Origin of the sequence: Achromobacter sp. LC458 (assembly GCF_001005835.2) — a bacterium.
Taxonomy (GTDB): domain Bacteria; phylum Pseudomonadota; class Gammaproteobacteria; order Burkholderiales; family Burkholderiaceae_B; genus Achromobacter; species Achromobacter spanius_B.
This window is the reverse complement of sequence record NZ_LBHW02000014.1, coordinates 1-13,864: the sequence shown is the minus strand read 5'-3', so window position 1 is coordinate 13,864 and position 13,864 is coordinate 1. Positions and strand designations below refer to the sequence as shown.

Below are 13,864 nucleotides of genomic sequence, written 5' to 3'. Positions count from 1 at the left end.
GAGCAGCGCTCTGATCCTCGGACGAGGAAAGTCCCGTCGTCCCAACCTAGCGAGATGCCGCCATGGACGCTGCCCTTGTCAGTCCCAGCAACATCGCATGGCAGCCCGCCATGCCTTCCGCTTGCCAGACGTGCTCGGCCGAACGCTTCTGCCGTCCGGTGGGGCAAGCCGAACCGTCTTCCATGTTCCCCGTGAACCGAAGCCGCAAGGTGATTCATCGCGGCGAATCCGTCTACCGGACCGGAGACGCGTTGCAGAATTTCTTCCTGCTGCGTTCGGGATCGGTCAAGATGCGGGTCACCAACTCCTCGGGGCTGGAGCAGATCACCGCGTTCCCGGTTGCCGGCGCCATGCTGGGGTTGGACGGCATCGAAACGGGTCACCATACCTGCGACGCCATCGCCCTGGAAGATTCGCTGGTTTGCGTCCTGCCGTTCGCCGATCTGATGCGCAACTGCCGCGACGACTTTGGCGCGGCCCAGCATTTCAACCGTTTGATCGCCCACGACACCAACCAGTACTGCCGGCTGCTGCTGACCCTGGGTTGCATGTCGGCGGAAGAACGGGTGGCGGGCTTCCTGATCGGCATTTCCGAACAAATGTCCGCCAGCGGTTATTCGCCCATGGCCTTCACGCTGAAGATGACGCGCGAGGACATCGCCAACCATCTGGGCATGAAGGTCGAGACCGTCTGCCGGGTGTTTTCGCGGCTACAGGAGGCGGCATTGGTGCAGGTGCGCAAACGGCAACTGGAGATCCGTAACGTAGACGCGCTGCGCAAGATGAGTTGCGGTTAGCGGGTCGCGCGGCGCCGGTGCGCCGTCCAGCACGGCAGTTGACCGAAAGACGCAAATGCATATTAGAATCAATAACTTTTCATTTGCCCAAGCGTTTCTCTCTCATGTCCCACCCTCCCAAGGCCAGGAAAGACTGGCTCGCCCATTACGCGGAGATGATCGGCAAATGGCGCGGGCGGGGGCACGAGGATGGCGAGGACGCCATGCACGACACCGTGGTGGGCATGCTTGAAGGCGACGTCGCGGCAATTTATGATCCCCGCGCCTACCTGTCGCGCGGCACCTCGAACCGGCTGGTCAGCAAGCATCGGCATGTGAGCACGCTGGAGATCACGTCGCTGGACGACATGGCGCGCAGCGACCACCCCGCCACGCCGCCCGCCGATGACGGCGTGCGGTTTCAGCAACTGGCCGACGAACTTACCCGCGCACTGGAAGACCTGCCCCCTAAGTGCCGGCACGTCTATCTGCGATACCGGCTGGAAGGCTGGACGCATACCGAGATCGCGCAAGAAATGGGCCTGTCGCGCAGCATGGTGGAAAAATACATGACGCGCTCGGTGCGTCACATCAACGAACGGCTGCAACACCATGCCCCACTCTGAAACCGGCTACCCGAACCCCGGCCACGGTGGCGACGACCCCAGGCACCCGCGCATGCCGCCGCGCAATGACGACGGCGGCAGCGATGGCGGCAGCGATGGCAGCGACGCGCTGGACCATCCCGCCGACGCCGCCCACTGGTTTGCGCGTATGCAGTCCGGCGAAGTCACTGCCGCGGACCGGCAGGCCTTCGCGGCCTGGCGCGATGCCAGCCCCGACAACGACCGCGATTACCGCCGCCTGAGCGCCCAATGGGACGCCGTGCTGTCGCTGCCGCATGCGCGCCTGCGCGGCTTGATGGACGCCTCGCTGACGGCGCCCCGCCCGCCCGCGATGTCGCGGCGGCGCTTTGGCCTGCGCGTGGCGGCGGCCTGTGCGGTGCCGCTGGTGGCCGGCTTGGTGGCGGCGCCGTTCGTCTTTGACGGCAACGACACGCTGGTCAATTACGCCACGCGCAAGAATGAGCGGCGCGAGGTCACCTTGCCGGACGGCTCGGTGCTGAGCCTGAACGGCGACACTCGCGTGGCGGCCCGTTTTGGCGCGGGGGAGCGGCGCGTGGAACTGGAACAGGGCGAAGCATTTTTCGATGTGCGGCACGATACGTCGCGCCCGTTCGTGGTGGTCGGCGGGCTGGGGCAAGTCACCGTGACGGGCACCCGGTTCAATGTGCGGCGCGACAGCGACCGTTTGCAGGTCAGCGTGGAATCCGGGTCCGTGCGTTTGCAGACGGGGTCCTGGTGGCGCCGGCACGAACGCCGGCTGACCGCCGGCCAGCAAGCCGTTGCCTACCCGGGCAGCACGTTAAGCGAGGTCGCCGCCGTCAATGTGCAGGACCTGACGGCGTGGCAGCGCGGCAAAATCATATTCAATAACGTGCCGCTGGCCACCGTCATCAGCGAGATGAACCGCTACCTGCCCCGGCCCGCCAGCCTGGACGTCCCCGCGCTGGGGCAACACCGCGTGTCCGGCATCTTCAGCGTGGACGACCCGCTAGCGATGATCGATGCGCTGCCGGCCATTGCCCCCGTCACGCTGGACCGCCAACAGGATGGCGCGATACGCATCGTGGCGCGTTGAGGGGGAGGCGCTGATCCCCGGGTCAGCCGATCCGCTGGTCCCGGGCGCGCCGGTCCTTTTGTAACATACCTGTTACACAATAATATCGATTCTTATTCCGGTTTTCGTGGGGCTCATGCGTCTAGATAGGAAGGGGCCAACCGCCCCAGGGCACCCTGCCCGATTCCGTTGAAACCGGCGCGCCGTGCGGGCGCGCCTTCCACCCGAGCTACCGATCTTGAAACCCGTATCTGCCCGACCCGCTTTGCGCGTGCCCTCGCGCGTGGTTCTCAGCGCGCTTGCATTCTCGCTATCGCTTGCCTTTGGCATGGCACCCGCCGCGCACGCGCAGGAAGCCCCCGTCAGCGTCAACATTGCCGCGCAGCCGCTGGGCGACGCGCTGTTGCAGCTGGGCTCGCAGACTTCCTTGCAGATCTTTTATTCGCAGGACATTCTTGCCGGCCAGCAGGCACGCGCCCTGTCGGGCAAGCTGGCGCCCGAAGACGCGCTGCGCCAGCTGTTGCAGGGCACCGGCATCGAGTACACGCGCAACGGCAACAACGTCACGCTGTCGCGCCCGGCCACGGCCGGCGGCGCCGTGCAGCTTGAAGCGGTGACCGTCACCGCCGGCATTCTGGGCGAGCTGGCCCCGCCCTTTACCGGCGGGCAGCTTGCCACCGGCGGCAGCCTGGGCGTGCTGGGTTCGGAAGACGTGATGGACACGCCGTTCAGCACCGTGAACTACACGTCCGAACTGCTGTACGACCAACAGGCCCGCACGCTGGCCGACGTGGTGGTCAACGACGCGTCGGTGCGCACGTTGACCTCAAGCGGCGGCTTTGGCGAAGACTTCCAGATCCGCGGCTTTGCCGTGGGCAGCGGCGACGTCAGCGTGAACGGCCTGTATGGCCTGGTGTCGTCCAGCCGCGTGCCGGTGCAGATCCTGGAACGCGTGGAAGTGCTCAAGGGCCCCGGCGCCTTCATGCGCGGCATTCCGCCCAACGGCAGCATCGGTGGCGCGATCAACGTGGTGACCAAGCGCGCCGAAGACGAACCGCTGGCGCGCGCCACGCTGGGCTACGCCAGCAAGGCCAACTTCACCGGCCAACTGGACCTGGCCCGCCGCTTTGGCGAAGACAACGCCTGGGGCCTGCGCTTTAACGGCGTCAAGCGCGGGGGTGAATCCACGTTGCGCGACGGCAAGCAAGGCCTGGACATGGGCGCGCTGGGCATCGACTATCGCGGCGCGCGGCTGCGCTGGTCAGCCGACGCCATCCACCAGGAAGACGTGATCGAGAATTTCCGCTCGCAGATCGGCTGGCAGGCCAACGTGACCGAGCTGCCCTCGCCGCCCGACGGCGACATCAACTTCTACCCCGGCACGCGTCTGTCGCAGCGCGACAGCACGATCATGTCGCGCCTGGAATATGACTTCACCGACAACCTGACCGGCCACATCGCGGCGGGCTATCGCGACGGCAAGGTGCGGCAGATTTTCCCCGTCACCGTCAACATGGCCGGCGCGCGCCAGTCGGTGGACCAGGACGGCAATTTCAACGTCATGACGACGTACTACGACTCGTACTCGAAAACGCGCAGCGGCGACGCCGGCCTGACCGCGCGCTTTGCCACGGGCCCGGTCAATCACCGCGTGACGCTGGGCGCGACCTACATGAAGCAGGAATTGGGCAACGCCTATTCCACCGGGTCGGCCATCGTGGCGTCCAACATCTACGACCCCACGCCCATTCCCGACGGCCCCGCCGTGCGCCTGACGCCGCAAAAAGCGTCCGACACCACGCTGACCAGCTTTGCGCTGGCCGACACGCTGTCCTTTGCACAGGACCGCATCCTGTTGACGGCCGGCATCCGCCACCAGGTCGTGGACGTAGACAGCTACAACACCGCCGGCGCGCGCACCAGCGGCTACCGGGCCAGCGCCAACTCGCCCATCGGCGGCATCGTTGTCAAGCCGCTGCAGAACGTGTCGGTCTACGCCAACTTCACCGAAGGCCTGACGCGCGGCACGATCGTGGGCGACACCTACGAAAACCGTGGCGCGGTGCTGGCGCCCTACAAGTCCAAGCAGTATGAAACCGGCGTAAAGGTGGACTGGGACGGCAACATCATCACCACCCTGTCGCTCTTTCAGATTGCGCGCCCGTCCGGCCAGGCCGACGACAGCAACGTCTACGGCTACTTCGGCGAACAGCGCAACCGTGGCCTGGAACTGACCGGCTACGGCGAACTGGTGCGCGGACTGCGCCTGATGGCCAGCGCCGCCTTCATCGACAGCGAACTGACCAAGACGCCCGGCGGCGTCAGCCAGGGCAACCGCCCGGCCGGCGTGCCCGCCAGCACCTACAACCTGGGGCTGGACTGGGACACGCCATGGGTGCAGGGCCTGAGCCTGAACGGCCGCGCCATCCGCACGTCGTCGGTCTACCTGAACAACGCCAACACGCTGCGCCTGCCCGGCTACACGCGCTTTGACCTGGGCGCGCGCTACGCGACGCAGATCGCCGGCAAGGACGTCGTGTTCCGCGCCAACGTCGAAAACGTGGCCGACAAGAAGTACTGGCTGGCCTCGGGCTCTTTCGTGACGAACGCGGCGGGTCGCACGTATATGTTGTCGGCGTCGATCAACTACTGATGCGTTAAGGCAGACCGGGCGACGCGCGGCGATCAGAAATCCCAAATCACCGGGACCCAGCGAAACGCGTCGCCCGCCACCGCAATCCGGCCCACCGACGGAAACGGCAAGTGGGCGGCCACCAGCAGCCCACGGTTTTCCGCAAGCTCGCGGAACAGCCCGATGCGAACTTGGGCGGATACGTCGGGGTCGTGCTCAAAGCCGTTGTGCCAGTCCGGGTGGTCAAAGCCCACGGGAAACATCGCGTCTCCGGCAAAGGTCAGGCGGTCGCCGCCCGAGACCAGATCGACCACGCTGTGGCCTGGCGTATGGCCACCGGTGACGCGCACCGTCACGCCCGGCGCCACCTGGTGCTTGTCGTCGAACAGGCGCAGCCGGTCGCGGTATTCGTTATAGAACGCGGTGGCCGTGGTACGCAGCACGTCGGGCACCGGCTTGGGCATCACCGTCTGCGAAAAGTCGGGCGACGTCCAGAACGCGACCTCGGCAGCCGCCACGTGGATGCGCACGTCCGGGCGCAGCCGCTTTTTCACATCGTCCACCAGCAGGCCGCCAACATGGTCCATGTGCATGTGGGTGATGATCACGTCCGTCACGGATTCCAGCGCAATGCCCGCGCAAGCGAGCCGCTGCGGAAACAGCCCGGCACGCGGGAAGCCGGGAAACTGCCCGCCCAGGCCCGCGTCGATCAAGATGGTTTGCTCGCCGCTGCGGGCCACCATCACGTTCAGCGGCCAGTCGAACGCATCGGGCGGCATGAACATGTGGTCCAGCCAGTCCGCCAGGTCGGCGGGGTCGGCGTTGGTGGCCATCGTGGACGTGGGCAGGGGCAGTACGCCGTCACTGACGACCATCGCGTCGATGTCGCCGATGCGTACCGCGTAACGGGACGGGACCAGGTCCACGGGGGTCTGGACGCCGGCATGCGAAGGGGAGGTGGACAGGGGGGTATCGGTGCGAAACATAACGAATCTCCTAAGTGGCTGGACAGCGTAGCCATCCTAGGCGCGGCCCCGGATGCGCGGTAGCCACGCGAGGTGAAGCGCCATGTTGCGAACGGCGCACCAATCGCTGGCGGGTGTTACGGCTTGCACACCGTTGCGCGCTGACCCATTGCCCGGCTGACCCATTGCCCGGCTGACCCATTGCCCCGGCAAAGTGCGGCAAAATACGCGGCTGCACGCCCCGACTTCTACCTGGCGTTTGCGTCCGACATGACCGATTCATTGCTACTTTTCGAGCGTCACCGCCCGCGCCTGTTCGCGCTGGCGTATCGCATGCTGGGCGCGGTGGCTGAGGCCGAGGACGTGGTGCAGGAAGCATGGCTGCGCTGGCACGGCGCCGACCACGCCTTGGTGGAAAACGCCGAGGCCTGGCTTGTCACGGCCACCACGCGCTTGTCCATCGACCGCCTGCGCGCGGCCAAGCTTGAACGCGCCCAGTACACGGGCGTATGGCTGCCCGAACCCATGCTGATGGCCGCGCCGTCCACGCCTGAACAGATCCACGAATTCGCGGACGATGTGTCCGTGGCGTTTCTGTTCATGTTGGAACGTCTGTCGCCCGACGCGCGCGCGGCCTTCCTGATGCACGACGTGTTCGATGCCGATTACGAAGACATCGCCGACACGCTGGGCAAGACACAGGCAGCCTGCCGCCAGCTGGTACGGCGCGCCCGGCTGCAACTGCGCCAGGGCGCGCCGCGTGAAACCGTCTCGCGCGCGGCCCTGCACCGCTTGTTGCTGGCCTTTGCCGACGCCATGCAGCGCAGCGATTTCCACGGCTTGCATGCGCTATTAAGCGACGACGCCGAACTGATCGGCGACGGCGGTGGCAAGGCCACCGCGTTTGCGCGGCTGGTGGGTGGCAAACGGCTGGCGCAATTGTTCTACGCGGGCAAGCGCCGCTTTGGCGACGGCCTGCGCGCCGAGGTCGTAGAGATCAACGGGCAATGGACCTTGCTTCGATACATCGACGGGCAACTGGAATCGGTGCAGTCGTACGAGACGGACGGACAACGGTTGACGCGCGTGCTGGTGCAGCGCAACCCCGACAAGCTCGCGCGGATCGCAGCAGCGTTGGCATAAGGCGGTACGCGGCGATGGGGCTTTGCCGCGGCGATGGTGCGCAGCGGGCAACATGGTGATCCCTTGCGCGGCTCTACCGCCACGCCGGTCGGCACTTCTACGATGAGGCCTTGTCACATCCGCCAAGGAACGCCCATGTCGAAACTGTTCAAGCTTGCCCTGCCCCTGGCCCTGGTCGCAACCGGCGCCCTGCTGGGCAACGCCCCGGCCCAGGCCGCGCCCGCCGAACCCATCGTTACCGAACTGATGACGAAGCCGCTGCCGGACATTCCCGGCAAAGACGCCTTGATGATCACGGTCGATTACCCGCCCGGCGCGGCCGACCCGATCCACCGCCACGACGCGTACAGCTTCGTCTATGTCCTGCAAGGCAGCATCATCATGCAGGTCAAGGGCGGCAAGGAAGTCACCTTGACGCCGGGCCAGACCTTCTTCGAAGGGCCGGACGATGTGCACACGGTGGGGCGCAACGCCAGCCAGACCGAACCGGCGAAGTTCGTGGTGGTGCTGATCAAGAAAAAGGGCGCCCCCGCCTTGATCCCCGTTCACTAAGCCGCCCCCCCTGAGCCGGACGCGCCGGGCAGCGGGCGCCGTCCGCCCCTGCCGGGCGCAATCCGCGCCCGCGCTTGAGGCGCTTTTTGATGCGCCTTTTGATGCGCCTTTTGACGCGCTTTTTAATGCCTCTTTGGGTGGCGCCCCATCCTAGGGAAAACCCGAGTTTTTCCCATCCAATGTCACAGAATGGCCGCGTGCGCCGTCTTAGCCATAAGACCCACCCTTGCCGCGCCGCCACCATGTCGACACCCTTGTTTGCCCCATCGATCACCCCCTCTCCCCTTGGGCCGGATTCCCTGGCCGACAGCTTTGCCACCAGCTATGCCGGCGTGGTGGCATTCATTGCGGTGGCCGTCGAAGGCAACTTCGCCAAGGCGGGCGACCGGCTGGGCATCGGGCGGTCGGCCGTCAGCCGCAGCGTGCAGAAACTGGAAGACCAGCTGGGCACCCGGCTGTTCGTGCGCACCACGCGCAGCACGTCACTGACCGCCGAGGGGCGGCAGTTTTACGACCAGTGCCATCCCGGCGTGGCGCGTATCGTGCAAGCGCTGGATGACATGCGCGAGCTGCGCGAAGGCCCGCCGTCGGGCCACCTGCGCGTGTGTTCCACCGTGGGCTTTGGCCGCAAGGTCGTCGCGCCCCTGCTGCACGGGTTCTGCCGGGCCAACCCCGGCATTGCGGTGGACCTGCTGCTGGACGATGGGCCGACCGACTTCGCGGCGGACGGCGTTGACGTGTCGTTTCGCAATGGCCGCATGGAAGACAGCCAGGTCATCGCAAAAAAAATCATCCCCATGCAGATGCTGCTGTGCGCCTCGCCCGGCTACGCCGCCGCGCACGGCCTGCCCGCCAGCGTGGACGACATCCTGGACCACCGTGGCGTGAACTTCCGACTGGCGTCGGGCCGGATCTTTGAATGGGAATTCAAGCTGGGCGACCGCTTGCAGAAGGTGACGCCGCCCGCGATGCTGACCTTCAACGACGCCGACCTGGTGTTGCAGGCGGTGCTGGACGGCCACGGCATTGCGCAGATGGCCGCCTACCAGGTTTGCGACCATCTGCGTGCCGGCACGTTGGTGGCCTGCCTGCCGCAGCACGCGCCCGATGACCGCGGGCATTACCTGTGCTTTTTAAGCCGCCAGCATCTGCCCGCCCGCATGCGCGTGTTCATCGACTACATGACCGAGCACATCCGGGGCTCCGGCTTGCTGCCGCCCCCGGCGCCGCCCCGCTATTTCCTGACGCCCGACTGGCTGAACCAGGTGTCGAAGTCTATCGAACCCAAGCGCGCCGAGGACGCCGGCACCAGGGTGTCGTCATTGAGCAGCGCGCCGAAATAGCGCGCACCGGGGTCGGCGCGCACCGTGCGGGTATCGCCGGTCTTGTCCAGGTATCGTTGCACCAGTGTGGACAGCCGCACCTGCTCAGGCCCGGCGATTTCCACGATGCCGTTCACCGGCGGGGCCAGCGTGGCGTCCGCCATGGCCAGGGCCACGTCGTCGGACGCAATCGGCTGCACAAAGGCGGGCGAGAGCCGCACGTCGTTGCCCTGCGCGCCCGCCTGCACGATGCCGCCCAGGAACTCAAAGAACTGCGTGCTGTGGACGATGGTGTAGGGAATACCGCCCGCCTCGATCAGCGCTTCCTGCGCGATCTTGCCGCGAAAATAGCCGCTTTCGGCCAGGCGATGCGTGCCCACCACCGACAGTGCCACGTGGTGCCGCACCCCGGCGCGCGCTTCGGCGGCCAGCAGGTTGCGCCCCGACGCCAGGAAGAATTCCAGCACGGCGTCGTCTTCAAACGAGGGCGAATTGGCCACGTCGACCACGGTGTCCACGCCCACCAGCGCGCTATCCAGGCCCACGCCCGTGGTGGTGTTCACGCCGGTGGCGGGCGAGGCGGCGATGGCCTCGTGGCCGCGTTCGGCAAGCCGCTTCACTAGCTTTGAGCCGATCAGGCCGGTTCCGCCGATGACTAGGATTTTCATGGCGCTTTCCTTAGCTGAAGTTGGCTTTGTCCAGGCCATAGGCCTTGTCGGCCGAGCCCGGCACGGTGCGAAAGCCCACGTTCAGCCGGTTCCACCCGTTGATGGCCATGATGGCGAAGCTGAGGTCGCTGATTTCTTTTTCGGACAATTCGCCGCGTACGCGCTCGTAGATGTCGTCCGGCACGCCGTGTGCGCCCAACGTCGTCAGTGCTTCGGTCCATGCCAGGCAGGCCCGTTCGCGCGGTGAAAATTCCGTGGACTCGCGCCAGATCGCAACATGGTGCAGGCGCAATTCGCCTTCGCCACGGATCTTGGCCTCTTTCACGTGCATGTCCAGGCAGAAGCCGCAGCCGTTGATCTGGGACGCGCGGATCTCGATCAGGCCCAGGATGGACGGCTCGATCGACCCCGACTTCAACAACATGCCGAATTCGACAAACTTCTTGAACAGCGTGGGCGATTGCGCAAAAGCGTTAAGGCGTTGACTCATGGTGGCTCCCGGGAGGTTGGATTGGGGTAAGCGCGCCGCGCGGTGTCGCGGGGGGCGCGGGATGCTTGAACGACGCCCAAATCGTAGGCCTGCCCACACCACGGCAGTAGGCCTGCACCAGGGAGCACGGTGTTGCCCGCGGGGCAACAATGCGCCTTGCCCCAGGAACAATCCAACTCCCCCCATCTGGTGCCGCAACACTATTGCAAAGCCCCCCCGAACCGCACGATACTGGCGGTCCGTTCTTCATACTTTTGGAGGGTTCAGCAATGCATCGCGATGACATCCAGAAGCTCGGCGCGAACGCCGCCCGGCAGGGCTTGACCTTGTGGGATTGCCCGTACTATCGCGCTGTTGAAATGCCCGGCCACACGGGCGAGTCGATCTCCCAGTGGCGTGAAAAGGTGCGCGCCTGGGAAGCCGGGTGGCGCATGCAGATGCGCAGCCGCCCGACGCCGGCGCGCGACCGCGCGCATCAGCTAGTCGCCATGGATCGAAGTGCGCCGGTAGTCCTCCGCACGGGCTAGGGTGCGATAGAACGAGGCGCCAATATTGATCAGCCTGTCGCACTCCTCCGGGCTCAGGCGCGGGCTGATCTGCACCAGACAGCTGGCGAATTCCGTCAGCACCTCGGCCCAGTCGTCAAAACGACGACACGGTGCAGTTTTTACGATCATCTTTGCAAGTAGTTCGTCCTGTAGCATGGGTTTCGCCTCTGTGTGGCCGACAAGAGCCGTGCGAAGCAAACGCCATACCCGGCGGCCATCGGCCGCCGCATTCAATTGATTAAGGCCAGCATGTTCGATCACATCGGATTCGGCGTCAGCGACATGGAACGCAGTCGCGCATTCTTCCTGCAAGCGCTGGCTCCCCTGGGGGTTGGCCTTGCCATGCAAGGGCCCGACAGCGTGGGCCTGGGCCGCGCGGGCAAGCCCTCAATGTGGCTGTACGGCACCCAGGCGGTGTCGCCGCCGCTGCACATCGCCATCACCGCCGCCAACCGCGCCGAGGTGGACGCGTTCTACCAGGCCGCCATGGCGGCAGGCGCCACCGACAATGGCGCCCCGGGCCTGCGCCCCCACTACCACCCCAATTACTACGCCGCCTTCGTGCGGGCGCCCGACGGCCACAACCTGGAAGCCGTGTGCCACCTGCCCCCGGCCTGAGCGCCGGGACGACACCATGAATTGGGACGATGCAAGAATATTTCTTGCGCTGCAACGCGAAGGAACGCTGCGCCGCGCGGCGCGTGTGGCGGGCGTGGACCAAGCCACGATAGGACGGCGGATCGGCGTGCTGGAACACAACCTGGGCGCCACCCTGTTTCTGCGCAGCTCCACCGGCTACACGCTGACGACGGCCGGCAGCGCGGTGCTGCACGCCGCCGAACGCATGGAGCAGTTCGCCAATGACCTGGTGCGCCAGGCCCAGGGCACGGACGGGCGGCTGGAAGGCGAAGTGAAGGTGGCCACCACCGATTCGCTGGCGATGGAATTCGTTATTCCGGCCATCGCCGACTTGCACGCGCGCCACCCCGACGTGCGGGTGCGGTTGAGCGTGGCCACGCAGATGGCCAACCTGGCGCGGCGCGAGGCCGACATCGCCATCCGCAACATGAAGCCCGACAACCCGGACCTGATCGCGCGCCAACTGGCGCTGTGGCCGGTGGGCCTGTATGCCTCGACAGGCTATCTGGAACGACACGGCGCGCCCACCGAGCATGGCGGCTTCAAGGGACACGATCTGGTGTATTACCAGCCCTACCTGGAAGGCGGACGGCCGCCGACCATCGTGGGCCAACCGGCGCAAGCGGGCCGCATCGTGGCTACGGCCAATTCCAGCCTGATGCTGCGCACGCTGATCGCTAGCGGCGTGGGCATCGGTGAATTGCCGGTGCCGATGGGCGAACGCGGGGGCCTGACACGGCTATGGTCCGACCGCGAGCGGGAAGGTGGCTTTGCCGTCTGGCTGGTCACCCACCAGGACCTGCGCCACACGGCGCGCATGCGCGCCTTCATCGATACGGTCGTGGCGCAGTTCGAATAGCGCGGTACGCAAGGCGGCTGGTGGATCGATGCCGCGCCCCGCGCACGCCGCCTACAAACCGCTGCGTTTTTGCATCGTTGCCCTTGCAAATTGCTGCGTGATTCCAGCACCTGGCGTTCCTATACTTTTTGGCATATCGACCCGATTGGGTCGTGCTGAAAACGTAGAGGTCCCACCATGTCACGCCCATCCACCCCTGCCCTGCCAGGCTGCCCCGGCGCCCCCTGGCGCTACGTGCTGGCCGGGTTTGCCGCCAGTCTGGCCAGCATCGGGCTGGCCCGTTTTGCCTATGCGCCCCTGGTGCCCGCGCTGATCCAGGCGCACTGGTTTTCGTCGTCCAGCGTGGTGTTTCTAAGCGCCGCGAACCTGACCGGTTACCTGGTCGGCGCACTGATCGGTCAGCCTTTGGCGCGGCGTTTTTCCAACACCCAGGTACTGCGCGCCATGATGGCGCTGGTGACGCTGGCGTTTCTGGCTTGTGCCTACCGCCAAGCGCTGGGCTGGTTCTTCGGCTGGCGCCTGATGTCGGGCATCGCGGGCGGCGCCATCATGGTGCTGGCCGCCGCCACCGTGCTGCCGCACGTGCCGCGCGAACGCCGGGGGCTGGCGGGCGGCGCGATATTCCTGGGTATCGGCGTGGGCATCGCGGGCTCGGGCACGGTTGTGCCGTGGCTGCTGGGCTTCGGCCTGCAAGCCGCATGGCTGGGGCTGGCCGCGATCTCGGCGGTGCTGACCTTGTTGACATGGAGCGCGTGGCCAGCTCATGGCGTGACCGTGCCCGTATCGCCGGCGGCACCGTCGCCGTCGGCGTTGGCCTCGGTCAGCGCCGGCGTTGGGACGAGCGGCGTTGGGACGACCGGCGCTGGGACGACCGGCGCTGGAACGACCGGCGCTGGGACGACCGTCGTTGGAACGACCGGCGCTGGAACGAGCGGCGCGGGCACGTCCGGCAGGGGCACGTCCCGCGACTCATCCGCGCCCGCGCCAGGCCGCGCGAACGCTTCCGACCCGCGCGCCGGAGTCGTGTTGTTGTTCGGCCAATACGGTCTGATGGCCGTAGCGCTGGTGGCGCCGATGGTGTTTCTGGTGGACTTTGTCCAACGCGGCCTGACCGGCGATCCGCACGCCGGTGCGTATTACTGGATTCTGTACGGGGTGGGCGCGATGATGGGGCCGCCGCTGTACGGCTGGCTGGGCGACAGGCTGGGTCCGCGCAGCGCTTTGCGCCTGGTGTTGGCGATGCAGGCCGTTGCCATGGCCGCGCTGACGCTGGCGCACGGCGGCGCGTTGCTGGCGGCTGCTGCGTTCATGGTGGGCACCTTCCCCCCGGGCATCGTGCCGCTGGCGCTGGCGCGCATTCACGACCTGATCCCGCACGATCCGCTGGCGCAGAACCGCGCATGGAGCCGCGCCACCGTCAGCTTCGCCACCTTTCAGGCGGTGGCGGGATACGCCTACTCGGCCGTATTCAGCGCCACCGGAGGCCAACACCGCATGCTGTTCGCGGTGGGCGCGGTGGCTTTGGTGGTAGCGTTGCTGGCCGAACTGCGCCCGATTGAACGCGCCCTTGGCCGCCGCCTGGGCGCGGCT

15 protein-coding genes are annotated in these 13,864 nt (G+C 66.4%); 11 read left to right on the top strand and 4 right to left on the bottom strand.

Going from position 1 to position 13,864, the window contains the following annotated elements; translation table 11 throughout:
- The first annotated feature begins 62 nt into the window (after positions 1-62).
- The 4 genes from YH64_RS13740 to YH64_RS13725 all read left to right on the top strand — a co-directional run bounded on the left by YH64_RS13740 (position 63) and on the right by YH64_RS13725 (position 5,109).
- Complete coding sequence (locus tag YH64_RS13740) at positions 63-797, top strand: helix-turn-helix domain-containing protein (protein WP_046804799.1); 735 nt, start codon at positions 63-65, stop codon at positions 795-797.
- A gap of 104 nt (positions 798-901) precedes the next feature.
- Positions 902-1,402: an RNA polymerase sigma factor gene (locus tag YH64_RS13735; protein WP_046804798.1), complete on the top strand. Its 501-nt coding sequence runs from the start codon at positions 902-904 to the stop codon at positions 1,400-1,402.
- Positions 1,389-2,477 (top strand): FecR family protein, encoded by a 1,089-nt coding sequence (locus YH64_RS13730; protein WP_082134469.1) that lies wholly within the window; start codon positions 1,389-1,391, stop codon positions 2,475-2,477. The genes YH64_RS13735 and YH64_RS13730 overlap by 14 nt, the downstream gene beginning before the upstream one ends.
- A 217-nt stretch (positions 2,478-2,694) precedes the next feature.
- Positions 2,695-5,109 (top strand): TonB-dependent receptor, encoded by a 2,415-nt coding sequence (locus YH64_RS13725; RefSeq protein ID WP_255444424.1) that lies wholly within the window; start codon positions 2,695-2,697, stop codon positions 5,107-5,109.
- Positions 5,110-5,141: 32 nt separating this feature from the next.
- Here the strand turns inward: YH64_RS13725 and YH64_RS13720 are convergent, their stop codons facing one another.
- Positions 5,142-6,074, bottom strand: a complete 933-nt coding sequence (locus YH64_RS13720; protein ID WP_046804796.1) for an MBL fold metallo-hydrolase — start codon at positions 6,072-6,074, stop codon at positions 5,142-5,144.
- Between the two features lie 249 nt (positions 6,075-6,323).
- Between YH64_RS13720 and YH64_RS13715 the strand changes: the two genes are divergently transcribed.
- The 3 genes from YH64_RS13715 (at position 6,324) to YH64_RS13705 (ending at position 9,091) form a co-directional block, all read left to right on the top strand.
- On the top strand, positions 6,324-7,196 hold the full coding sequence (locus YH64_RS13715; protein WP_046804795.1) for an RNA polymerase sigma-70 factor: 873 nt from the start codon (positions 6,324-6,326) through the stop codon (positions 7,194-7,196).
- Between the two features lie 135 nt (positions 7,197-7,331).
- The gene (locus tag YH64_RS13710; protein WP_046804794.1) at positions 7,332-7,748 is read left to right on the top strand and encodes a cupin domain-containing protein; all 417 of its coding nucleotides are present in this window, start codon (positions 7,332-7,334) and stop codon (positions 7,746-7,748) included.
- A gap of 242 nt (positions 7,749-7,990) precedes the next feature.
- Positions 7,991-9,091: a LysR family transcriptional regulator gene (locus YH64_RS13705; RefSeq protein WP_082134468.1), complete on the top strand. Its 1,101-nt coding sequence runs from the start codon at positions 7,991-7,993 to the stop codon at positions 9,089-9,091.
- On the opposite strand, the gene YH64_RS13700 is transcribed toward YH64_RS13705, so the two are convergent.
- Complete coding sequence (locus YH64_RS13700) at positions 8,983-9,738, bottom strand: SDR family oxidoreductase (RefSeq protein ID WP_046804793.1); 756 nt, start codon at positions 9,736-9,738, stop codon at positions 8,983-8,985. The two genes, YH64_RS13705 and YH64_RS13700, sit on opposite strands and share 109 nt — an antisense overlap.
- Positions 9,739-9,748: 10 nt before the next feature.
- The gene (locus YH64_RS13695; protein ID WP_046804792.1) at positions 9,749-10,228 is read right to left on the bottom strand and encodes a carboxymuconolactone decarboxylase family protein; all 480 of its coding nucleotides are present in this window, start codon (positions 10,226-10,228) and stop codon (positions 9,749-9,751) included.
- Between the two features lie 149 nt (positions 10,229-10,377).
- On the opposite strand from YH64_RS13695, the gene YH64_RS30710 reads away from it, so the two are divergent.
- Positions 10,378-10,755: a CrpP-related protein gene (locus YH64_RS30710; protein WP_370512746.1), complete on the top strand. Its 378-nt coding sequence runs from the start codon at positions 10,378-10,380 to the stop codon at positions 10,753-10,755.
- On the opposite strand, the gene YH64_RS13685 is transcribed toward YH64_RS30710, so the two are convergent.
- Positions 10,708-10,932, bottom strand: a complete 225-nt coding sequence (locus YH64_RS13685) for a hypothetical protein (protein ID WP_046804791.1) — start codon at positions 10,930-10,932, stop codon at positions 10,708-10,710. The two genes, YH64_RS30710 and YH64_RS13685, sit on opposite strands and share 48 nt — an antisense overlap.
- A gap of 93 nt (positions 10,933-11,025) precedes the next feature.
- Here YH64_RS13685 and YH64_RS13680 point away from each other — a divergent pair, with 93 nt between their 5' ends.
- From YH64_RS13680 to YH64_RS30540, 3 genes are all read left to right on the top strand, one after another.
- A complete protein-coding gene (locus tag YH64_RS13680; RefSeq protein WP_046804895.1) occupies positions 11,026-11,394 on the top strand; it encodes a VOC family protein in 369 nt (122 codons plus the stop codon).
- A 16-nt stretch (positions 11,395-11,410) separates the two neighbouring features.
- A complete protein-coding gene (locus YH64_RS13675) occupies positions 11,411-12,274 on the top strand; it encodes a LysR family transcriptional regulator (RefSeq protein WP_046804790.1) in 864 nt (287 codons plus the stop codon).
- 177 nt (positions 12,275-12,451) lie between these two features.
- Positions 12,452-13,864: YbfB/YjiJ family MFS transporter (locus YH64_RS30540; protein WP_143215379.1), on the top strand; the 1,413-nt coding region annotated here is incomplete at its 3' end.